18 protein-coding genes are annotated in these 22,048 nt (G+C 72.4%); 5 read left to right on the top strand and 13 right to left on the bottom strand.

The features are described from left to right. Positions 1-20: 20 nt before the first annotated feature. Both ACZ4EF_RS09725 and ACZ4EF_RS09730 read left to right on the top strand, forming a co-directional pair. The gene (locus tag ACZ4EF_RS09725; RefSeq protein ID WP_355338878.1) at positions 21-1,487 is read left to right on the top strand and encodes an NCS2 family permease; all 1,467 of its coding nucleotides are present in this window, start codon (positions 21-23) and stop codon (positions 1,485-1,487) included. Positions 1,488-1,530: 43 nt separating this feature from the next. Then, positions 1,531-2,703 (top strand): XdhC family protein, encoded by a 1,173-nt coding sequence (locus ACZ4EF_RS09730; protein ID WP_402711665.1) that lies wholly within the window; start codon positions 1,531-1,533, stop codon positions 2,701-2,703. A gap of 120 nt (positions 2,704-2,823) precedes the next feature. Here the strand turns inward: ACZ4EF_RS09730 and ACZ4EF_RS09735 are convergent, their stop codons facing one another. Then, a complete protein-coding gene (locus ACZ4EF_RS09735; RefSeq protein WP_467503722.1) occupies positions 2,824-3,891 on the bottom strand; it encodes a CU044_5270 family protein in 1,068 nt (355 codons plus the stop codon). Continuing rightward, on the bottom strand, positions 3,888-4,463 hold the full coding sequence (locus tag ACZ4EF_RS09740) for an RNA polymerase sigma factor (RefSeq protein WP_355338887.1): 576 nt from the start codon (positions 4,461-4,463) through the stop codon (positions 3,888-3,890). The genes ACZ4EF_RS09735 and ACZ4EF_RS09740 overlap by 4 nt, the downstream gene beginning before the upstream one ends. A 176-nt stretch (positions 4,464-4,639) precedes the next feature. Between ACZ4EF_RS09740 and ACZ4EF_RS09745 the strand changes: the two genes are divergently transcribed. Further along, a complete protein-coding gene (locus ACZ4EF_RS09745) occupies positions 4,640-5,755 on the top strand; it encodes a winged helix DNA-binding domain-containing protein (protein ID WP_355338889.1) in 1,116 nt (371 codons plus the stop codon). Between the two features lie 20 nt (positions 5,756-5,775). Here ACZ4EF_RS09745 and ACZ4EF_RS09750 read toward each other — a convergent pair whose 3' ends face one another. The 6 genes from ACZ4EF_RS09750 to ACZ4EF_RS09775 all read right to left on the bottom strand — a co-directional run bounded on the left by ACZ4EF_RS09750 (position 5,776) and on the right by ACZ4EF_RS09775 (position 14,432). Further along, on the bottom strand, positions 5,776-7,767 hold the full coding sequence (locus ACZ4EF_RS09750) for a sigma-70 family RNA polymerase sigma factor (RefSeq protein WP_401856084.1): 1,992 nt from the start codon (positions 7,765-7,767) through the stop codon (positions 5,776-5,778). A gap of 195 nt (positions 7,768-7,962) precedes the next feature. Next, positions 7,963-9,387, bottom strand: a complete 1,425-nt coding sequence (locus ACZ4EF_RS09755; RefSeq protein WP_355338895.1) for a cellulose binding domain-containing protein — start codon at positions 9,385-9,387, stop codon at positions 7,963-7,965. Between the two features lie 54 nt (positions 9,388-9,441). Continuing rightward, positions 9,442-11,028 carry a beta-N-acetylhexosaminidase gene (locus ACZ4EF_RS09760; protein WP_401311713.1) on the bottom strand — a complete coding sequence of 529 codons (1,587 nt, stop codon included), beginning with the start codon at positions 11,026-11,028 and terminating at the stop codon, positions 9,442-9,444. Between the two features lie 126 nt (positions 11,029-11,154). Continuing rightward, positions 11,155-11,904, bottom strand: a complete 750-nt coding sequence (locus ACZ4EF_RS09765) for a carbohydrate ABC transporter permease (RefSeq protein WP_355339482.1) — start codon at positions 11,902-11,904, stop codon at positions 11,155-11,157. Positions 11,905-12,083: 179 nt separating this feature from the next. After that, a complete protein-coding gene (locus ACZ4EF_RS09770) occupies positions 12,084-13,055 on the bottom strand; it encodes a carbohydrate ABC transporter permease (RefSeq protein ID WP_467503725.1) in 972 nt (323 codons plus the stop codon). 78 nt (positions 13,056-13,133) lie between these two features. Beyond that, positions 13,134-14,432, bottom strand: a complete 1,299-nt coding sequence (locus ACZ4EF_RS09775; protein ID WP_467503727.1) for an extracellular solute-binding protein — start codon at positions 14,430-14,432, stop codon at positions 13,134-13,136. Between the two features lie 352 nt (positions 14,433-14,784). Here ACZ4EF_RS09775 and ACZ4EF_RS09780 point away from each other — a divergent pair, with 352 nt between their 5' ends. Then, the gene (locus tag ACZ4EF_RS09780; RefSeq protein WP_391163588.1) at positions 14,785-15,627 is read left to right on the top strand and encodes a GntR family transcriptional regulator; all 843 of its coding nucleotides are present in this window, start codon (positions 14,785-14,787) and stop codon (positions 15,625-15,627) included. Positions 15,628-15,695: 68 nt separating this feature from the next. Here the strand turns inward: ACZ4EF_RS09780 and ACZ4EF_RS09785 are convergent, their stop codons facing one another. Then, positions 15,696-16,199 (bottom strand): SAV_915 family protein, encoded by a 504-nt coding sequence (locus tag ACZ4EF_RS09785; protein WP_391049427.1) that lies wholly within the window; start codon positions 16,197-16,199, stop codon positions 15,696-15,698. A 221-nt stretch (positions 16,200-16,420) separates the two neighbouring features. On the opposite strand from ACZ4EF_RS09785, the gene ACZ4EF_RS09790 reads away from it, so the two are divergent. Next, the gene (locus ACZ4EF_RS09790; RefSeq protein ID WP_391049429.1) at positions 16,421-17,005 is read left to right on the top strand and encodes a putative glycolipid-binding domain-containing protein; all 585 of its coding nucleotides are present in this window, start codon (positions 16,421-16,423) and stop codon (positions 17,003-17,005) included. Between the two features lie 30 nt (positions 17,006-17,035). Here the strand turns inward: ACZ4EF_RS09790 and ACZ4EF_RS09795 are convergent, their stop codons facing one another. From ACZ4EF_RS09795 to ACZ4EF_RS09810, 4 genes are all read right to left on the bottom strand, one after another. Then, positions 17,036-18,277: an MFS transporter gene (locus ACZ4EF_RS09795; RefSeq protein ID WP_467503730.1), complete on the bottom strand. Its 1,242-nt coding sequence runs from the start codon at positions 18,275-18,277 to the stop codon at positions 17,036-17,038. A gap of 350 nt (positions 18,278-18,627) precedes the next feature. Then, positions 18,628-20,166, bottom strand: a complete 1,539-nt coding sequence (locus ACZ4EF_RS09800) for a DHA2 family efflux MFS transporter permease subunit (RefSeq protein ID WP_467503732.1) — start codon at positions 20,164-20,166, stop codon at positions 18,628-18,630. A gap of 254 nt (positions 20,167-20,420) precedes the next feature. Continuing rightward, a complete protein-coding gene (locus tag ACZ4EF_RS09805; RefSeq protein ID WP_391049584.1) occupies positions 20,421-21,068 on the bottom strand; it encodes a LysE family translocator in 648 nt (215 codons plus the stop codon). A 123-nt stretch (positions 21,069-21,191) separates the two neighbouring features. Next, complete coding sequence (locus ACZ4EF_RS09810) at positions 21,192-22,013, bottom strand: helix-turn-helix transcriptional regulator (protein ID WP_467346559.1); 822 nt, start codon at positions 22,011-22,013, stop codon at positions 21,192-21,194. Between the last annotated feature and the right edge of the window lie 35 nt (positions 22,014-22,048).

The following is a 22,048-nucleotide window of genomic DNA, read 5'->3' on the forward strand; positions in this document are numbered from 1 at the left end:
GAACCTTGGGAGTTGGCACCATGACCCAGACGCCAGTAGAGCCGCGGACGGCGGCGGAGGACGCGGGCGAAGGCTCGCGACAGCCCGCCGGGAGATCCTGGCTCGACCGGTACTTCCACATCTCGGCCCGAGGCTCGTCGATCCCCCGCGAGGTCCGCGGCGGCATCACGACCTTCATGGCGATGTGCTACATCCTGCTCCTCAACCCGCTGCTGCTGTCGGGACCCGACGTGGCGGGGCACAAGCTCAGCCACGCCGCGCTGATCACCGCGACGGCGCTGGCCGCCGCCGTCTCCACCCTGCTGATGGGCTTCGTCGGCAAGGTGCCGCTCGCGCTCGCGGCGGGGCTGAGCGTGGCCGGGGTGATCTCCACCCAAGTGGCTCCGAACATGACCTGGCCGCAGGCTATGGGTATGTGCGTGATCTACGGCGGCGTCATCGTGCTGCTGGTGGTCACCGGGCTGCGCGAGATCGTCATGAACGCGATACCGCTGGCGCTCAAGCACGGCATCACCATCGGCATCGGCATGTTCATCGCGATGATCGGCCTGGTCAACGCCGGTTTCGTCGGCAAGGGCGACCCGCACGGCACGGCCCCGGTCGCCCTCGGCGCGGGCGGCCAGCTGCGCGGCTGGCCCGTGCTGCTCTTCTGCGTGACCCTGCTGCTGATCTTCATGCTCCAGGCCAGGAATCTGCCGGGCGCGATCCTGATCGGCATCGTGGCCGGCACGGTCCTGTCCGTGATCGTCAACGCGGCGGGCGACCTCACGGCGGCCGACTGGGGAGGCAGCGCGCCCAAGCTGGAGGGCAGCGCGGTCTCGATGCCGGACTTCGGGCTCTTCGGCCATGTCGAGTTCGGCGGCTGGGGCTCGATCGGCGGTATGACCGTCGGCGTCATCGTTTTCACTCTGGTGCTCGCCGGGTTCTTCGACGCGATGGCCACCATCATCGGCGTCGGCACCGAGGCCGGGCTCGCCGACGACAAGGGCCGGATGCCGGGCCTGTCGAAGGCGCTGTTCGTCGACGGCGCGGGCGGCGCGATCGGCGGCGTCGCGGGAGCGTCGGGGCAGACCGTCTTCATCGAGTCCGCGACCGGCGTCGGCGAGGGCGCCCGCACCGGCCTGTCCTCGGTCGTCACCGGCGTCCTCTTCGCGCTCGGCCTGTTCTTCACTCCACTGGCCCAGATCGTGCCCGGCCAGGTCGCCGCCGCCGCGCTCGTCGTGATCGGCGCGATGATGATGAGCAACGCACGGCACGTCGACTGGTCCGACCGCGCCGTGGCCGTACCGGTCTTCATGACCGTCGCCCTCATGCCGTTCACCTACTCCATCACCGCGGGAGTCGGCGCCGGGGTCGTCTCGTACACCGCCATCAAGGCCGCGCAGGGCAAGTGGCGCGAGCCGGGGCTGTTCATGTGGATTCTCACGGCCGTCTTCGTCGTCTATTTCGCCCTGCACCCGATCGAGGGCTGGCTCGGCGTCAAGTGACCGCCGGGAAGAGCGAGTTGTAGGAAGAAGGAGCTGGAACGCCATGCTGGACATCGCTGACGAGTTGTACCGCTGGTGCGGTCTCGGGCGTCCGTTCGCCGTCGCGACGGTCGTCGCGACCGGCGGCAGCGCCCCGCGCCAGCCCGGTGCGGCGCTCGCCGTCGACGGCGGCGGCGACGCCATCGGCAGCGTGTCCGGCGGGTGCGTGGAAGGCGCGGTCTACGAGCTGTGCCGGGAGGTGCTGGCCGCGGGCCCCGACGCGGCCGCGGTCCTCCAGCACTTCGGCTACTCCGACGAGGACGCCTTCGCCGTCGGCCTGACCTGCGGCGGCGCGATCGACATCTTCGTGCAGCGGATCGACCCCGCGGTACGGCCCGAGGTCGTCGCGGCGCTGGCCGCGGCCGTCTCCGGCGAGGCGGCGGCGGTGGCCCGTGTGGTCGAGGGCCCGGCGGAGCTGCTGGGCCGGGCGCTGCTGGTGTCCGAGGCCGAAGGCGCCGGTGCGTACGCGGGCTCGCTCGGTGACGACGAGCGGGACCGTACGGCGGCGGCCGAGACCCGCGCGCTGCTGGCCGCCGGGCGCACCGGGACCGTCGTGATCGGCGCGGACGGCAGCCGCTGCGGCGCGCCGCTCACCCTGCTGGTCGAGGCCAGCGTGCCGCCGCCGCGGATGCTGGTCTTCGGGGCGATCGACTTCGCGGCGGCGCTGGTACGGGCGGGCAAGTTCCTCGGCTACCACGTGACGATCTGCGACGCGCGGCCGGTCTTCGCCACCGCCCGCCGCTTCCCCGAGGCCGACGAGGTAGTCGTCGACTGGCCGCACCGCTACCTGGAGGCAGAGGCGCGGCAGCGGCGGCTGGACGGCCGTACAGCGGTCTGCGTCCTCACCCACGACGCCAAGTTCGACATCCCCCTGCTGGAGCGGGCGCTGCGGCTGCCGCTGGCCTACATCGGCGCGATGGGCTCGCGCCGCACCCATCTCGCGCGCCTGGACCGGCTGCGCGACACCGGGGTGACCGAACTCGACCTGGCCAGGCTCCACTCGCCGATCGGCCTCGACCTCGGCGCCCGCACGCCCGAGGAGACCGCCCTGTCGATCGCCGCCGAGATCGTCGCCCACTCGCGCGGCGGCTCCGGCGCCCCCCTCACCGGCGCCCGCACCCCGATCCACCACGAGCCCAAGACCCCGTCCCGCCGCCTGGGCTCCCCGGCCGCGTAGCGGCCACCGGCCCGCCGAGACCGGGTGCGGGTCCCGATCGGGACCCGCACCCGGACCTCGCCGCACCGCCGTTGCGGGGCCCGGGTCCAGGGCGGCCCGGACTCCTGTTGGCGGTGTCGGTCAGCGTGCTTTGAGCGGCGCCTGGACGACCGGGGGCAGTTCCACGATGTCCGAGGGGTCCGGGGCGGGGCCGCCGGGCATCTGGCCGGGATGGTCGACGACGCCGGTCGTCACGCGGGCGAAGGAATCGGAGAAGTCGCTCTCTCCGTGCCAGTCGACGCGGTCGCCGCGGTAGGTGTACGTGCTCGGGTCCAGGATGAGGTACTCGTGCGTTCGTTGCCGATCGTGGAAATCGAAGGCGATGGCGAGTCCCGGCCGACCGGCCGCGTCTCGCATCGGCGTGCTGACCAGCGTGGTTCCGGGGATCAGCGCCAGCGCGTGGTAAAGCGCGGCGTTGATCCGGGGCGGGACGGTCGATGCGGTCCGCAGAATGTGGAGGATCCTGGTGAACTGCGCTGCGGGTGTGACGGCCGGGGGCCGTTCACCCAGGCTGTGGAATATTCCGTTGGTGGGGGCCGCGCCCGGCTCTTCTCCTGAACTGTTGAAGAAGGGGTCAGTACTCACCCGCTTGAGGAGCTCGTGGGGATCGGTGGGCAGTCGGGACAGAACCTCGCGGGTCTCCCGCGGATGGTCCCCGACCTTCCCCGAGCGGAAGGGGGTGAAGACATCGCGCACCTGGACGGCAGTGCGGTTTCCTGACGCCAATGACTTGCCGACCGATGCGCTCTTGAGACCGTCGTACCGGTACCAGGACCGCTCGTGCCCGCACGTCGTCACGCAGACAACATCGTCCGTGTACAACCACTGGTGGAGACCCGGCTCCTTGCCCGGACCCTTCGCGGCGTTGTCCGCGGCGGCGTCCAGCACCTGGGCGACCGTCATGGCGTGTACCGGCCGGGGCTGCGCTCCCCAGACGGAGGAGGTCGCGACGATCGTGGTGGCCGCCACGCCCGCGGCCAGGCCCGCGAACGCGGTCCGACGTACGGCGGGACGTGCGAGGATCCCGCGGGCGGCCACCGGCGGCTTTGGTCGGGATGCCCGCTCTGTTTCCCGCTGTTCGGCTCGTACCTGTTCCAGTAGGGCCAGCTCGGCACCGAGGCGTTGCTTGAATCCGACCGGGGTGTTCATCGGGTGACCTCCGTGAGGGGGGAATCGAATGCGGCGGACGGGGTGGTGGATTCGGCACGCAGGGCGGCGCGGGCGCGGTGCAGGCGGACCCGGGCGGTCGCCTGGGAGATCCGGAGCACCTTCGCGGCCTCCTTGGTCGTGAGACCGTCGACAGCGACGAGGTCGATCACCGCGCGCAGCGGCTCGGAGAGCCCGGCGTGCCGGGCGAGCAACTCCCTGGCCGCCCATTCGGCGTCGATGCGCTCCTCGAAGCGCTGCATGTCCTGCTCGTCCAGCAGCCGCCGACCGCTGACCGCGGCCACCGCGTCCCGCTCACGTACCGCGCGGCGGGCATGTGCGGCCGTGGTGTTGCGGGCGATCCCGTAGAGCCACATGAGGTGCGTGCCGCGCCTGGGGTCGTAACCCTCGAATGCCTCCAGCGCGGCCACGAAGACGTCGGCGGTCAGGTCGGCGGCCAAGTGCCGGTCGGTGGTTCTCCGGGTAATGAAGCCGAGAACGGCGTCGAAGTGCGCCTCGTACACCTCGCCGAACGGGGTTCGGTTCCGTCCGGGCTCGTGCGTGGGTATCTGCACGCGGGGACCTCCTGTGCTGTCTGCCACCTGTCACCCATCACTTGGTTCGGGGACCGAAAACCGTTTCTTCCCGCAGGTCAGGGTGGCCAGTGGCTCGGCCGTCGCGCGCACCGCCCGCACCGCCCGCCCGCCGTCGCGGACAGCAACTGTCCGCGACGGGCCCTAGCGTAGGAGCCATGCTCACGCCGCTCGACCGCCGCACTCTCAACCGGACCCTGCTCGCGCGCCAGCTTCTGCTGGACCGGCGGCGGACGGCCGCCGAGGACGCCGTCGCCCATCTGCTCGGACTCCAGTCGCAGCACCCCACCTCGCCCTATCCGGGCCTGTGGACCCGGCTGAACGGCTTCCGCTTCGACGAGTTGGGCACGCTGCTCACCGAACGCGCGGTGGTGCGCGTCGTCTTGATGCGCGGCACCGTGCATCTGGTGACGGCGGCGGACGCGCTGCGGCTGCGGCCGTGGATCCAGCCGATGCTGGACCGGGGATTTCGCGGCTCGCAGTGGGCGGCCGGGGCCGCGGGCGTCGACCGCGCGGAACTGGTCGCGCACGGCCGCGAGGCGCTGGCCGAACGGCCGCTGGGACCCGCCGAGTTGCGTACCGCGCTGAGCGCCCGCTGGCCCGACGCGGACCCCGCCTCGCTGGTCAACGCGCTACGGGTGTGGGCGCCGCTGGCACAGGTGCCGCCGCGCGGGCTGTGGGGCGCGAGCGCCCAGCCCGCCTACACCCTGCTGGACGACTGGCTGGGACAGCCGATGGCCGACCCCGCCGCGACCGCCGCGGAACCGGCCGCGCTGGTCCGCCGCTACCTGGCCGCGTACGGCCCCGCCACCCCCGCCGACATGCAGAAGTGGTGCGGACTCACCGGCCTCAAGAAGGTCTTCACCGCGCTGGACTGCCGGACCTACACCGCCGAGGACGGCAGGGAGCTGTACGACCTGCCGGACGCGGAACTCACCGACCCCGCCACCGAGGTCTCCGCGCGCTTCGTCGCCGACTTCGACAATCTGCTGCTCTCGCACGCCGACCGCACCCGCGTCCTCGCCGACGAGCACCGGCCGCGGGTGATGACCGTCAACGGCATCATCCGCGGCACGGTCCTGGTCGACGGATTCGTCGGCGGCACCTGGCGGTTCGAGCGTGCCAAGGACACGGCGGCCGTCGTCGTCGCGCCCTTCGCGCCGCTGCGCCCGGCCGACCGGGACGCGCTCGACGCGGAGGGTCTGCGGCTGCTGGCCGCCTCCGACCCGCGGGCGCGGACGCCCGAGGTGCGGTTCGAGCGGCCCGCCGGGTGAGGCGGCGCGCTGACGACCGCTCAGCGCGCCGCCTCGAACGCCCGCCCCGCCGCCGTCTCCACCGGACCGCTGTGGAACAGCCCGCTGCTCGGCTTGCTGTCGTCGGCGGGCAGCCCGAACCAGGCGTACCGCTGGAGCCACGGCAGTCCGTCGAGCATCTTCGTCGCGGCCGTCACGAAGGCGGCCTGCTGGCTGTCGGTCGGGAAGCGGACGCCGTTGGCGAAGTCGATCAGCGCGAATTCGGTGAGCCAGATCGGCTTGTTGTACCGGTTGTGGACCGCCGTCAGATACGACTTGAGCTGGGAGACCGCGTTCGGCGTCGTGAAGTCCCCGCCGTACCAGTGCAGGGCGATGAAGTCGACGCGGTAGCCGCGCTGTTGAGCCCCCGACATGAACCGGTCGAGCCAGCCGCCGGCCGTGTCGCCGCCGTAGGCGACCGCGGGACTGCCGAGCACCTTGCCGTTCGCCATCAACTTCGGCCACAGCGACAGCGCCTGATCCACCGTCATGTTCGCCTGGCCGCCCATGTCCGGCTCGTTGAAGCCCAGCAGGTACGGACCCGCCGCCTTCGCCTGCGCCAGCGCCGTCGGACTCGCGCTGTCACCGCCCCAGATCATCGGCACGAAGCCGGGTCCGCTGATGCCGCCGTGCGTCGTGGACCACGTGTAGTACCAGCCCGCGCCCGACCGGTCGAGCGCGGTGTTCACACCGGGGAAGGACCACACCCCGACGCCCTTGCGGACCGAGGAGACCGGCGCGACCGGCGGCGGCGCCGCGGGCGGCGGCGCATGGGTCGTCGGCGTGGGCTTGCGCGGCGGCTTCGTCGTCGGCTTGGCGCCGGTCCTCGTCGCGGACGGCGTGGGGGAGGGGGAGGCGGTCGTGGCGGGCGCCGAGATCGTCACCGAAGGACGGATCGGCGTGCTGTCGGCGGCCGGGGTGCCGGGGGACCGGTCGGCCGACAGGTGCACGGCCAGCAGCGCTCCGGCCGCCACCGCCGCGACCGCGCCCATCGCGGCGGCCGGGACGCTCAGCGGACCGTGCAGCAGCCTGCCGCGGATTCCCCGGGGCGCACCGCTCCGCCGTGGGGGGCGGTGTCGCGGAGCGGTGCGCGGGGCCGCCGCTTGGGGAGCGGCCTGGGAGGGGGGTATCGGGGAGTGCGCGGGCGGCGGGCCCGCGGGGCCGGTGTGCGGGGGCGCCGCCGGGGCGTGCCCGCCGAAGGGGGCGCTGAACGGCATCCCGAGCGGCACCGGCAGCAGCGGCAGCCCGCTGAGCAGCCGGTCCATCGGCAGCAGCGTCCGGCCGCGCTGCCCGCAGTCCGGGCAGCCGCGGATGTGCCGCGCGAAGCGCTTGCGCCACAGCGGGCTCGGCACACCGTCCCAGCCGCCGGTCACATGCGTGAGACCCGCGCAGCCGCCCGCGTCGCCGAGCGCCCGCACCACCGTGCGCGAGGTTTCGAGCTGTTCCTTCATCCGCTGGACCTTCACCGCGGCGTGCTGCCGGGTCAGGCCCAGGGCGTCGGCCAGCTCCGAGCGGCCGAGGTCGCCGGTCTCCTCCAGCCACCACAGCGCGAGCAGCGTACGGTCGTCGCGGTCCAGCCAGCGGGTGGCCTCCGCGATCTCCCGGCGCTGGTCGGTCAGCCCGAGCCGCAGGATCGTCACGGCGGCGAAGTCCGAGGCCGGGTCCGGTATCAGCTCCGCCGCGTCCAGGGCGGTCTGTTGGTGCCACGCCGCCTTGCGGGCCTGCTCGCGGTCGCGCACCTGGCGGACCGCGATGGCCACCAGCCAGGAACGGAACGCCGCCGGGTCGCGCAGGTCGGACAGGCCGCGGACCACCCGCAGCAGCGTCTCCTGCACCACGTCGTCCACGTCGTCGTGCCCGTCCAGGGCGCGCCCGACGATGTTGTAGACCAGCGGCAGGCACTCCGCGACCAGCCGGTCGAGTGCCGCCTGGTCGCCCGCCCGCGCGGCACTCACCAACGCGGGGTCGGGACCGACCCGGTCGCCTGCGCGCATGCTGCTCACACTCCGTCCTGGCCCGGACTCCGGCCGGGTGACACGTATCTGCCCTCGGACAGGAGACGCTGCCACGACCAGGGGGATAACAGAAACCCGCCGGCCCCCCGGACTTCCCGCGCGGGGAGGTCCGGGGGGCCGGCGACCGGACGGCGGGCCGGGCCCCCGGTCCGGGGTCCCGGCCGCGCCACCGGATCAGGAGGACGGCACGGTGTCCGTGAAGGTGGTGCCCGCCGTGCGGTAGGCCGCGACCTGGGTCTGCACCTGGGCGGGCGTCAGCACCTGGTCCTTGAGGAAGTACACGTAGTCGACCTGCTGGTTGTACGAGCGCGGGGTGTTGCTCGTCTGGCCCGCGAGGTCGATCAGCCAGTGGTTGAAGTCGATCCACTGCGGCGTCTCGGGCAGGTACGGCTCGCCGTGCTGCGCGACCTGGTTGCCGTCGATGTAGTAGGTGATGTTCGTGTTGTCGATGGTGATCTGGAGGTTGTGCCAGCCGTCGAGGCTGCCGTACTGCTGGCCGTGGGTGTTGACCGCGTTCCACGGGTCCGGGTTGTAGGTCTCCCAGGACGTCTCGTACATGATGTTCTGGGTCTCGCCCCAGCCGCCGTTGGGCAGGTACTCGAAGTCCTGCTCGCTGTAGTTCGGGTCCATCGGCGCGTTGAGCGGCGTGAAGGTGAAGAAGGTCTGGTTGACGTGGTCGCCGTCGGGGCCGCCGGTCGGTGTGTCGTTGAACTTGACCCGGGCCGCGTAGGTGCCGTTCTTGAACTTCCTTGCGGTGGTCTGGAGTTCGGTCTCCTTGGTGCCCGCCGCCGTGCCGTCGGTGGTGAGCCGCAGATTCATCACCTTGTTGCTCGCGCCGTCGGCGACGAAGGTCACGTCCTGCGGCGACCAGGTGGCGCCGGCCACACCGGGGCCGCCCTGACCGGATTTGACCGTCCAGCCGTGCTGCTGCACGGCCGGGTCGGAGCTGGAGGTGTAGGTGAAGTCGTCGAACATCGCGGGACCGGTCGGGTTGCCGGTCGGCGGGGTGGTCGGGGGAGTGGTGGGCGGGTTGGTCGGGTCGTTGCCCGCGGGCGCGGTGCCCCAGACCACGGCGCCGCTCTTCTGCACCGTGACCTTGTTCCAGTTCGCGTACGCCGTCTGCGAGCCGTTGAAGGAGTAGTCGTCGGACTGCGTGAGGGTCTGCCAGTCGGCGCGGTAGAACCGCAGTTGCATGTCACCGGTGTTCTGACCCGGCGTCAGCGAACCCGCGCCCGAAGTGAAGCCGATCTCCAGGTAGCGGTCCGCGGTGGCCGTCGGATTGGCCAGCGTCCCGAAGGTGCCGGTGATGTTGCCGCAGCCCTTGACCGCCCACGAGCACGCGAAGCGGTAACTGACGTTCGGGCCGTCGGACTTGAAGTAGTACCGCACGGTGACGGTGTTCAACGGCACCGTGGTGCTGCCGGTGTTGGTGACCTCCAGCCACGGCTCCGACTGGTCGGCGGTGGCGCCGGAGGCGCTGGTGCGGTACTGCGCGCTCAGCGAGTCCTGCGCCGCCGAGGCGGGCATCGCGGTGAGCGCGGCGCAGGCGAGACCGGCCGCCGTACAGACGGCCATCGCCGTACGGACGCGGGTCGACATGCGGAACTTTCCTGACACGGTGATCCCTTTCCAGAGGGGGGTGATGGTGCGGGACTACTGGGAGATGGTCCGGGGAGAGGTGGTGCGGGAGGTGGCTCGGGGGGTGTGCGGCGGGACCGCGGGGTGCGGGATCGTCCGGTGGGCGATACCCAGCGCCGCCAGCCGGTCCTCGTGCCGGAGCAGGGCGGGCAGGAAGTCCGTCGACCAGTCGCCCGCCGGATTCCAGGCCCGGTCGGCCAGCGCGCACAGCCGGGGGAAGACCAGGTACTCGGCGTGTTCGGCCGTCGGCACGAATTCGCTCCAGAGCTGCGCCTGCGTGCCCAACACACGTGCCGCCGCGGCCGGTTCCCAGTCGGCGGGTACGGTCTCGCCGCCGTGCACGGCCCGCAGGTCGACGATTCCGCCCGCCTGGCCGAGCGGTTCACCGGGCTGTTCGGTCTGCGGGTAGTCCAGATACGTGGAGCGGTGCGGCGCCATGATCACGTCGTGGCCGCGCCGGGCGGCGGCCAGCCCGTGGTCGGTGTCCCGCCACGGCATCACGGTGAACTCCGGCGGCAGCGTGCCCGAGTCCTCCGCCCAGCACAGCGGGCGCCGCCCCGCCTCGATCAGGAAGTCGCCGATCCGCCCGAGGAACCAGCCGCGCAGGTCCTTGGGCGCGGCCAGGCCCAGCTCCGCCGCGCGCCGCCGCGCCGCCGGGCTCTCCTCCCACTCGGTGACCGGGCACTCGTCGCCGCCGATGTGCACGTACGAGGAGGGGAACACGTCGAGCACCTCGCCGAGCACGGTGCGGCAGAAGTCCAGCACCTCGTCGTGGACGCCGAGGATGTTGCGGCACACACCCCACTCGGTCCACACGTCCAGCTCGCGCCCCGGCACGTTCCCCAGGTGCGGATAGGCCGCCAGCGCCGCGCGGGTGTGCCCCGGCATCTCGATCTCCGGCACCACCGTGACGCCGCGCTCGGCCGCGTAGGCGACCAGCGACCGCAGCTCTGCGGTGGTGTACGCCCCCGCGTGCGGCAGGTCGTCGAACCGGCCGCTGCCCGAACGCCCGATCATCGAGCGGGACCTGGCCCCGCCGACCTCGGTGAGCCGGGGGTAGGCGGCGACCGGCATCCGCCAGCCCTGGTCGTCGGTCAGGTGCAGATGCAGCACGTTCAGCTTGTGGAACGCCAGCAGGTCCACGAAGCGCCGCAGGAACGACACCGGTTGGAAGTGCCGGGCGACGTCCAGCATCATGCCCCGCCAGCCGAACCTCGGCACGTCGGTGACCTGCACGCACGGCATGCGCCAGGCGACCCCGCTCTCCGGGCGCTCCGACAGGGCCTGCGCGGGCAGCAGTTGACGGATCGTCTGCACACCGTGCAGCAGTCCGGCCGGCCTGGCCGCCCGCAGCAGCACCGCGTCGGGCCCGACGGTCAGGCCGTAGCCCTCCGCGCCGAGACCGCCGAGCTCGGGGTCGAGCGCGAGCACCACCCGGCCGGTGGGCGAGGGCCGCAGCGGCAGCCCGGTGGCGGGCGCGAGCAGCGTACGCAGCAGGTCCGCCGCGCCCTGGGCGCCGTCGCTCGCCCGGACGCACGTGGTCGCGTCGAAGGTGAAGTGGCCGGGGATACGGGCGAGATGGGAGGGGTGCGGAATGATCACAGCGGCTCCAGTGGGGGCGGCGGGGGTCGGCGGTCGACGGCGTCGAGCGAGGTGACCTGGGAGCGGGCGTGGGGAGCGGTCGCGGGCAGCGGTCGCGGGCAGGGAGCGTGGACAGCGGTCGCGCGGTCAGCCCTTCACGGCGCCGGCGGTCATTCCGGTGGTGACCCGGTTCTGGAGGACGAGGAAGACCAGCAGCACGGGCAGCATGAACAGCGAGGAGGCGGCCATCGTGGCGCCCCAGTCGGTACCGAAGACATTGCTGAACGAGGAGAGCCAGACCGGCAGCGTGCGGGCGTCCTGGTTCTTGATGATCAGCGTGTTGGCGAAGGCGAACTCGTTCCACGCCGTGATGAAGCCGAACAGCGACGTGGACAGCAGGCCGGGCGCGAGCAGCGGGAAGGTGACCCGGCGGAACGCCTGCGGCCTTGTGCAGCCGTCCACTTGGGCGGCCTCCTCCAGTTCCACCGGGATCGCCGCGAGGAAGCCGCGCAGCGTCACGATCGTGAACGGCAGCGTCGTCATGAAGTAGACCAGCGTCAGCATCGACAGCTTGTCGAGCATGTCGGTGTCCCGCGCGATCACGTACATCGGGATCAGCAGCGCCTCCCACGGCGCCATCTGCGCGGTGAAGACCAGCAGGATGAAGGCCCGCCGGCCGCGCCAGCGCATCCGGCCGACCGCGAAGGCCGCCAGCAGCGCCACCACCAGCGACATCAGCACCGCGCCGAGCGTCACGGTCAGGCTGTTGCGCCAGAAGGTGCCGAAGCCGTCGGCGTGCATGGCCGTGCGGAAGTGCGCGAAGGTGGGGTGCAGCGGCAGGAAGGACGGGGTGTCGGCCTGGATGGCGGTGGTCGGCTTGAAGGCCGTGATCACCATCCAGTACACGGGGAAGGCGGCGACCGCCAGCGTGAACAGCGCGGCCAGATTGAGCGGCAGCCGCCGCAGGGACCCGCGGCCCGGCCGCTTCCGACGGCCCGCGCCGCCCGGTCCGCCCGGTCCGCCCGGTCCGCCCGGTCCGCCCGCGCGCGGGGCCTTACCAGTTGCGGTGAACGTGCTCACTGCGCGCCCTCCTCACGGAACATCCGGCGCAGGTTGAAGACCAGCACGCCGAGCAGGATCAGGACGGTCAGCGTGGAGACCGCGGACCCGAGGTCGTACTTGTGCAGGGACTGCGCGATCTGGAAGGCGTAGACCGGCAGCGTGGTGGTCGCCCCGTTGGGACCGCCCTCGCTGATCACCCAGATCTGGGCGAAGCACTTGAAGCACCAGATCACCTCAAGGGAGGTGATCAGCGCGAACAGCGGGCGCAGCATGGGGTAGGTGACCAGCCGGAAGGTCTGCCAGGCGCCCGCGCCGTCGATCCTGGCCGACTCGTACAGCTCCGCCGGGATCGTGGTCAGGCCGCCGTAGAGGGTCAGCGCGGCGAACGGCACGGACTGCCAGACCACCAGCGTCACCAGGATCGCGAAGGTCGAGCCGCCGTGCGCGAACCAGGTGTAGTCGCGGTACGACTCGAAGCCCAGCTTTACCAGTAGCCAGTTGACCACTCCGAAACGGGACTGGAACAGCCACTGGAAGATCGTGGTGGCCGCGATCACCGGAGTGGCCCAGGCCAGGACCAGACCGCTCATCACCGCGAGCCGCATCCGCTTGCCGAGCTTGACGAGCATCAGCGAGACGAGCGTGCCGAGCACCATGATCAGCACGACGTTCAGCCCGGTCCACCACAGGGTGCGGCGGACCACCGTCCAGAACTCCGGATCGTCCAGCACCGTACGGTAGTTGGCGAAGCCGACCCAGGTGGCGCCGCCGCGGATCAGCTCGCCGAGGCCGAAGTGCTGGAACGACATGACGGTGTTTCTGACCAGCGGGTAGACCAGCAGGAAGGCCGTGCCCACCACGGTGGGGGCGACCAGCAGATACGGCCAGACCGCGGCGAGCGGGCGGCGGCGGCGCCGGCGTTCGCGGGGCGGCGGTGGCGGTTCCGCGACGGCCGGCCGTGAGGCGGCGTTGGGAGCGGTGAGCACGGCGGTTCTCCTCGGGGCGCTGATCGGACGCTGTCGGGCGGACGCGGATCAGATAGGGAGCGGGCGGGGCGTGGCCGGTCAGGAGGCGGTGTCGAGGGCCTTGGTGACGGCCGCCGAGGCCGTCTTGCCCGCCGCGTCCGGGTCGCTGCCGGTCAGCACCTGCGTCATGTACTGCTTGATCGGGTTGTTGGCCTCGACCGCCGCCCAGTTGGGCGAGTTGGGCGTGGCATGGCCGTTGGCCGCGCCGACCGCCATCACCGAGGCGCCCTCGTTGCCCGCCAACACCCCCGCGAGCGAGGTGCGGTTGGGCACGTAGCTCATCTCCTTGGCCATGTCCGTCTGCCACTTGGTGCCCGCGAGCGCCTTGACCACCTCGTAGGCGAGCGCCTGGTGCCGGGACGCCTCGGGGATCACCAGGTCGGAGCCGCCGGTGAAGACCGCGCCCGGCTTGTCGGCGGTCTTGCCGGGGATCGGGAAGAAGCCGATCTTGTCCTTCATCGCGGGATTGGCCTTGACGATGGCGTCGGCGCCGCCGGGCACCGAGATGATCTGCGCGCTCTTGCCCTTGGCGAAGACGTCGGCCTGGAGCGGCTTGGCCTCGTCGGAGTCCTTCGGGCCCTTGCCGAGCGCCTGGAGTCGCTTGTAGAACTCCATGCCCGCCTTGGCCTGCGGGGTGTCCAGCGCGCCCTTCCAGTTGTCGCCGTCCTGGACCGCCAGGTCGCCGCCCTCGTCCCAGATGAATCCGGCCAGCGCGTACCAGGTCTGGCCCGGCAGGTAAATGCCGTCGTTGCCCCCGGTGTTGAGCTTGGTGGTGTCCTGGATCCACTCGTCGCGGGTCTTGGGCGGCGCGGCGATGCCCGCCTTCGAGAAGAGGTCCTTGTTGTAGATCACGACGCGGTTGGCCGCGTACCAGGGGATGCCGAACTGCTTGCCGTCGATCTTGCCGGGGTCGGCGAGGCCGGGAATCCAGTCGGCGCCCTGGAGGTCGGTCACCTTGTCGGTGAGGTCCTTGACGCCGCCGCTCGCCGCGTACTGCGCGACCTGCGTGTTGCCGACCTCCATCACGTCGGGTGCGTCGTTGCTGGCCAGCGCGCTGGTGATCTTCTGGCCTATGCCGTCCCACTCCTGGATCTGGATGTCCAGGGTGGTGCCCTTGTGCCCGGCCTCGAAGTCGGACCTGAAGCGGCTGAGGAAACCGTCGGACATGCTGCCGCGCATGATCCACACGGTGAGCTTGGCGGGGGCCGGCGTCTTGGCGGAACCGCCGGTGCCGCCGGAGTCACCGGAGCCGCCGGATCCGGAGGAGGAGCCGCACGCGGAGAGCGCGGCGACGGCGAGGACGAGCGCCGCGGCGCCGGGAACGAGTCTGGATCTCACGGGGATGTCACCTCGGGCAGGGAGCGAACAGGACTTACCACTTGCCAACTGGTCTAGTGCTGGTCAGTGAAAATGGCATAGACCACTGAGCACGTCAAGAGTTCGCGCACCCGTCGCCCGCCGACCCGCCGTCCGCCGCGCACCCGCCACACGCAGGCCGTATACGAATGAGGCCCCCGAAAGCCAGGTGGCAAGGAGCGCTGGCATACTGGTCAGCATCTGGATAACCTCAGCTCACCAGCACGTCACATGAACCCACCGGCACGCCCCCGAACTCAGCAGCACGTCATACGAACTCACCCGCACGACGGCGGCACACCGGTGACCCGTCGGCGGCAGGAAGGTGCCCCCCATGGCCAGCGAGCCGCCGCGCTCGGCGCTGAAACGCGAACGGGTCCGCGACTACCTGATGGAACTGGTCGAGTCGCGCGCGCCCGGCGACCCGATCCCGTCGGAGCGCACCCTGTGCGAGCAGCTCGGCGTCTCCCGCCCCACGCTCCGCTCCGCCGTGGACGAACTGGTCACCACGGGACTGCTGGTCCGCGAACACGGCCGCGGCATGTTCGTCGCCCGCGCCAAGATCACCCAGGAGCTGGCGCTCGACGGCCAGGCGCACCGCCTCCCGCAGGCGTCCGGCACCTGGGCCAGCCGCGTCCTGGAGTTCACCACCGTGCAGGCGGGCGCCCGCGTCGGCCGCAAGCTGCGCATCTCCCCGGCCGCCGAGATCACCTACATCGCCCGGCTCCGGCTGGTCGACGACGAGCCGATGGCCATCGAATACCTGCACGTCCCGGCCGACCTCGTGCCCGGCCTGCACGCGGCGGACATGGAGTCCGGCGACTTCTACGACTTCCTGCGCGCCCGGCACGGCGTCCACGTCCACGAGGCCGTCCAGTCCATCGAGCCCACCGTGACCAACGACGAGGAGGCCCGGCTGATCGGCGTGCCCGTCCTGTCACCGGCGCTGCTCTTCGAACGGCTCACCAAGGACGCCACCGGCCGTCCGGTGGAGTACGTCCACTCCGTCTACCGCGGCGACCGCTACCGGATCGTCTCCCGGCTGGCCCTCGGCGACGCCGCGCCCGCGACCGCGCAGTCCGCCGACCGGCACCACCCGGGCATCCCGCCGGGCGACCTCGCGGGGCGCGGGGACGTGACGGCGCAGATGGTGGGGGAGGTGCAGCCCGCGGGCTGAGGCCGGGGGCGTACGTGCTCAGGGTGCGCCGCGGCGCACCCTGGCGTGCCGGGGTCTCGAACGGCGAACTACGGTGCCAGGCCCGCCGGTTGCTGGCGTATGCCGTCGCCGCCCTCGTCCCCTTCAGCGGCGCCCGCCGCGGCGCCGTCGGTGCCGCGCCGCGGGCAGGGGCGGCCCGCCGCCGGATCGGTCCAGGAAGCCGGGGGCCGGGCGGTCAGCAGCGGGTCGACGGTCAGATGCCGGGCGCCCAGCGGCTCGGCCATCGCGCGCAGCGCGCTCTCCGAGAGCTTGATCCACGGCTGGGTCGGCCCCAGCACCGAGCGCAGCCGCTGGTCACTGGTGAAGGCGACCGCCGTCCTGCTGCCGACGGGCGTACGCCACAGCCGTACGACATAGCCCGCGGGCCCCTGTCGCACCGGCACATACAGCGGCCCTTCCGGTACGGGCACGGATTCCGCGGTCGGCGAGACCGGCCCGGGGGGCGTCTCGCGGGCCGTCGCGGGGGCCGTCTGCTCGTGGGGCTGTCCTTCGGGAGTCCGGTCACCGGGTCCGTCGTGCTGGCTCACGTGCATGCAGCCACCGTAACCCGGCCGCCGGACGCGCATTCGGCGAGGTCGAGGCGTGGACACCGCGCCGACCGGGCGCGCGCGCCTCTTCGGCCGCCCGCCCGCCCCGCGCCCGGCACCCGCCGATCGAGTGACGCGTCCGCCGGACACGGCCGCGGACCGCCGTCGTCCATGTGTCCTCGCCACGCTTATGGCGTCCGATCCGGGGCGAACGTTACGTTTGCGCCATGACAGCGCCGAACACCGTACTCACCTGGCAGGTCGAGGAGACCGGCGGATACGAGACCGCGTGGGTCGAACTGGCCGCCGGACGGCTGCGCGCGCACGGCCGCGCGGTCGGACTGAAGCCCGAACCGTACTGGCTGAGCTATGAGTTGGACACCGACGCCGGGTACGTGACCCGGCGGCTGCACGTCACCTCGCACACCGTCGACGGCACCTACGACCTCGAACTGCGCCGGGACGAGCGCAGCCGCTGGACGGCCAACGGGCAGGTCGTCCTCGCGCTCGACGGCGCGCTCGACTGCGACCTCGGCATGTCACCGCTCACCAACACGATGCCGGTGCTGCGGCACCAACTCCACCGCAACGAAGGCCATCAGGACTTCCTGATGGCCTTCGTCCCCGTCCCGACCCTCGCCGTCCGCCCCTCCATCCAGGGCTACACCCACCTGACCCCGCTGATGTCAGGGGCCCGGCTCGGCTACGCCTCCGGCACGTACCGCAGCGAGATCGACGTGGACGCCGACGGTCTGGTCGTGCACTACGAGGGCCTGGCCACGCGCCTCAACCGGGCGGCCCCCAAACTCTGAGGGCCCGCCCGCCGCCCCGTGGCCGGGCGCTCAGACGCCTCCGCCCTCCTCCGCGAGCACGGGACCCTCGGCCCCGCCCTTCGTCCGCCGCGCCCGGCCGATCGCGACGGCGGCCAGCAGCGGCGGGACCGCCGCCAGGAGGAAGCAGAGCGCCAGCGGCACGCCGGCGACCAGCAGTGCGGCCACGGCGCCACCGGCCGAAGACCCGGCGTTGACGGCCGAGTTGACCCAGGTCGTGGCGCGGGTGGTGGCGCCGTCGGGCGCCGCGCCCGCCGCCGCGAGATAGGCGGTCGAGAGGATCGGCGCGGTCAAGGTGCCCGCGGCGGCGACGCACAGGCCGAACACCGTGAGTACGGGGGCGGCGGCCGTGACCGAGACGAGCGCGGCCAGGACGAGGAGCAGGCCGGGGAGCCGGGCGGCGGCGGGCAGCCGCCAGGAGATCCGGCCGTACAGCAGACCCCCGAGCGCGCTGCCCGCCGACTGCGCGGCGAGGATCCAGCCGACCGCCGAGGGGTGGTGGTGCCGGTCGGCGAAGGCGATCACGAACAGCTCCACGCAGCCGAGGCAGCAGCCGATCCCGGCGGCGGCGTACGCGGCCCTGCGGACGCCGCCGCCCTTCTCGCCGAACAGCCGCAGCCGCTCGACCGCCGAAGCGGTCGACGTGTGGCGCGGCGGCAGCAGCCGGGCGGCGGGGGAGGTGACCATCGCGAGCGTGCCGCAGCCGATCAGGGCGCCGGAGAGCACCAGGCCGTTCACCGGGTGCACGGCCACCACGAGCAGCGGCCCGCTGAGGAAGATCAGCTCCTCCGCGACCGTGTCGACGCTGAACGCCCTTTGCAGCAGCGCCTCGTCGGGCGTCAGCGCGTCCCACAGCGCGCGCATCGTCGGCCCGAGCGGCGGACACAGCGCCCCCGCCGCGCCGCTGAGCCCGGCGAACGCCCACAGCGGCGTGCCGGGCTCCCGTACGGCCGCGGCCAGGACGAACAGGGTCGTGGCGAACGGCAGCGCCAGCGTGGTCAGGCCGCGCCTGGCGCCCCAGCGGTCCACGAGCGCGGCCCGCGCGGGGCCGAGCAGGACGGACACGGTCGCGAAGAGCGTGGCCAGCAGCCCGCCGCGCGACAGCGACCCGGTGGCGGAGGTCAGGGACAGGACGAGGGAGAGCGAGACGACGCCGTAGCCGAGGCGTCCGAAAAGGGCCGCACCGAAGGTGCGACGGGCATGGGGAAGGCGGAAGACGGCAGCGTAGGACGCAGCCCGGGCAGGCGCGGACATGGGGGTGATCCTCGGGTTTCCGGGGGAAGGCGGGCGGTTTCGCGTATGCCGCGCAGCGCCGTCAACCCGCCGTCAGGGCGGGGCCGGTCGTCTGTGGGCGTTTACCGCTGCCTAGACACGGTGGGGGAGGATCATGCGCCGCACCCTACCCGTCGGACAGGGTGCGGGAAAAGAGAGACCGGCCGCCCGGCCTGTGCGCACGGGGGCGGCGCACTGGCCGGGCGGCCGGTCGGGGGGCCGGGGGTGCCGGGTGTCCCGTCCCCACGATGACCCGGCGGCCCGGTCCCCTTGACCCCGGCCCACTACCGCTCACTGCGGGGCCGGGGGGCTTGGGGAGCCCGGAGGCTTGCTTACATGTGGACGGCCTGGACGGTGGTGTCGCCCTGGCTGGGACGGCCGCTGCGGTACATGAGGGCGGCGAGGACGAAGCCGACGGCGAAGAGGCCCGCCGACCACCAGTAGGCGGTGGAGTAGCTGTGGAGCTGGGCCTGCGCGGCCACGGCCGGGGACGGCTTGTGGCTGGACAGGTAGCTCGTCGCGGCGCTGGCGGCCAGCGTGTTGAGCAGCGCCGTACCGATGGAACCGCCCACCTGCTGCATGGTGTTGACGGCCGCGGAGGCCACACCGGCGTCGTCGGCGCCGATCCCCGCGGTGGCCACGCTCATGGCGGGCGGCAGGGCCAGGCCGATACCGAAGCCGATGACGAGCAACTGCGGCAGGACGTGCGCCGCGTAGGTGCTGTTGAGGTCGAGGACGGTCAGCCAGGCCATACCGGCGCCGGCCATCGCCATGCCGAGCGGGACGATCGGGCGGGGCCCGAACCGCGGCATCAGGTTGTTGGTGGCGATCTGCGCGGAGACCATCAGCGCGCCGATCATCGGCAGGAACGCCAGACCGGTCTTGACCGGCGTGTAGTGCAGCGACGCCTGGAGGAAGTAGGTCAGGAAGAGGAAGACGCCGAACATCCCGGCGCCGGAGATCGCCAGCATGATGAAGGACGCGCCGCGGTCACGGTCCAGCAGGACGCGCAGCGGCAGCAGCGGGTGCGCGGCCCTGGTCTGCCACCAGGCGAAGGCGCCGACCAGCACGCCGCCCGCGACCAGGAAGCCCCAGGTCATCGGGGAGCCCCAGTGGCGGGTCTCGGCGTTCGAGAAGCCGTAGACCAGGCCGAACAGACCCGCGACGACCATGACCGTGCCGGGGACGTCGAGCTTGGGGCGGTCGGCGGGAGCGCCCTTGCGCAGGAAGGCCATACCGCCGACGAAGGCGAGGACGGCGAAGATCAGGTTCACGTACAGCGTCCAGCGCCAGCTCAGGTGCTCGGTGAGCACACCGCCGAGCAGCAGGCCCACACCGCCGCCCGCGCCCGCGATGGCGCCGTAGATGCCGAACGCCTTGGCGCGTTCCTTGGCGTCGGTGAAGGTCGTGTTGAGCAGCGACAGCGCGGCCGGCGCGAGCAGGGCGCCGAACAGGCCCTGGAGAGCGCGGCCGGTGACCAGCACCTCGAAGTTCTGCGCGGCGCCGGCGAGGGCGGAGGCGCCCGCGAAGCCGACGACGCCGATCAGGAAGACGATCTTGCGGCCGATGAGGTCGGCCAGGCGTCCGCCGAGCAGCAGCAGGGAGCCGAAGGCGAGGGAGTACGCGGTGACGATCCACTGCCGGTTTCCGTCGCTGAAGCCGAGGGCGTTCTGGGCGGACGGCAGGGCGATGTTCACGATGGTGGCGTCGAGGACGACCATGAGCTGGGCGAGCGCGATGACGCTCAGCACCCACCAGCGGTGGTTCGCCTTCTCTGTCTTCTGCACCGGGCCCGTGGGGCCCGCGCCGAGGGGCCCTGAGGCCGCGGCGGAGTCGCCGACGTGCGCGTCGGCGGTGGACTGGGATGACATGAGGCGGGACTCCTGAGGAGGAACGGGACGGGCAGGAACCGACCGGAACCGCTGCATGAACGAAACGGTTTCGTACTCCAACGACGGTACGACCCGACCTATCGAAACGCAAACGTTTCGTTGCCGCGTGCCCTGTGCCTCTGATCACATCACCCGATCCACCCGTCCCACCAGGCACGACGGCCGGGCGGGAGGGGTGAGGGCGCTGGTCCACCGCGCGCGTACATGTCACATCCGGCGCCGCGGGGTCCGTCCTACTGGTCGGCGCGCCCCGTGACCGCGACCGTCACACCCAGGCCGATCATCGCCAGACCCCCGGTGCCGCCGACCGCCGCCAGCCGCCGCGGCGAGCGGGCGAACCAGGTACGGGCCGCCGACGCGGTCAGCGCCCAGACGCTGTCGCAGATCAGCGCGATCACCGTGAACACCAGCCCGAGCAGCAGCATTTGCTCGTGTACGTGCCCCGCGCCCCGGTCGACGAACTGCGGCAGCACGGCCGCGAAGAACACCATCGTCTTCGGATTCGTCACGCCGACCACGAACCCCTCCCAGAGCGTACGGAGATCCCCCCGGGCGGCCCCGGCCGGTTCGTCCGCGCTCATCGCCGCCGACAGCGCGCCCCGCTGCCGGAACGCCTTCACCCCCAGATAGACCAGATACGCGGCGCCCGCCAGCTTCAGCGCCACGAACACCGTCACCGACCGCGCGACGATCTCCCCGAGCCCCACCGACACCGCCGTCACCAGCACATACGCGCCCGTGGCGTTCCCCAGCACACTGCCCAGCGCGGTCCGCCGCCCATGGGCCAGCGCCCGGCCGAGCACGAACAGCACGCTCGGACCCGGAATCAGCACCAGCACCAACGACATCGCCGCGAACCCGGCCAACCGGTCGACCGACATCCCGTCCCCCTCCACGCCTCGACTCCCGCCGTCCGCGCCGTCGGCGCGCCGCAGGTCCGACGAGCGTAACGGCGGGCCCCCGGCCGAGGCTCCCCAATAACGCCGCCGTTCATCCGCCCGAGGTCAGGGCAGCAGGCCCTCGCGGCGCGCCGCGACCACGGCCTCGAGGCGCGTGTGGGCACCCAGCTTCCGCATCGCGGACCGCAGATAGCTCTTCACCGTCTCGGGCCGCAGCCGAAGCCGCGTGGCAGCCGCCGCGTTGGTGGCGCCCGACGCCACCGAGGCCAGCACGTCCAGTTCGCGCGGGGTCAGCGGCGCCGGGCGCGGGACCCGCGACGCCGCGCCGGAGGGGACCGCGGCCGAGGCCAACCGGGCGCAGGCGGACAGCAGTTCCTGCCGCAGCCGCACATCGGGAATGCGGGTGGCCAGCGCGCGCAGTTCGAGATGCGCCTCGCGCACCTGCTCCCAGGCCCGCGGGTCGGCGGTCAACGGCTGCTGGCAGAAGGAGAGCAGCCGCTGGGCCTCGTCCCGTACGGCCAGCGCCTGCTCCAGTTCGCGGACCGCGTCGAGGGCGACGGACAGCGGACGGTCGCCCAGGGCGTACGGCTGCCGCAGCGCGCCGTACAGCACCCCGCGCACCCGGCGGCGGACGACGACGGGCACCGCGAGCACCGAGCGCAGCCCCTCGGCGGCGACGGGCGGGTCGTACTCGTGGCTGATCACGCGGGACGAGCCGTAGTCGGTGACCGAGCAGGGCCGGACCGTGGCGAGGGTCTTGCCGCCCAGACCGTTGCCGGTGGTGATGGCGAGGCCCCGTAGCGACTCGGTGTCGGTACCGGACATCTCGGAGATACGGAACTGCCGGGCGCCGTAGCCGCCCGCCTGGCCCGCGGCGCCGGTCACCAGCCCGCCGAAGGCCACCGGCAACAGCCCCGACCTGCGCATTCGCAGCAACGCGGCCCGTACCTCGACCGCCTCGC

The sequence above is a fragment of the Streptomyces sp. NPDC025721 genome (genome assembly GCF_055558595.1).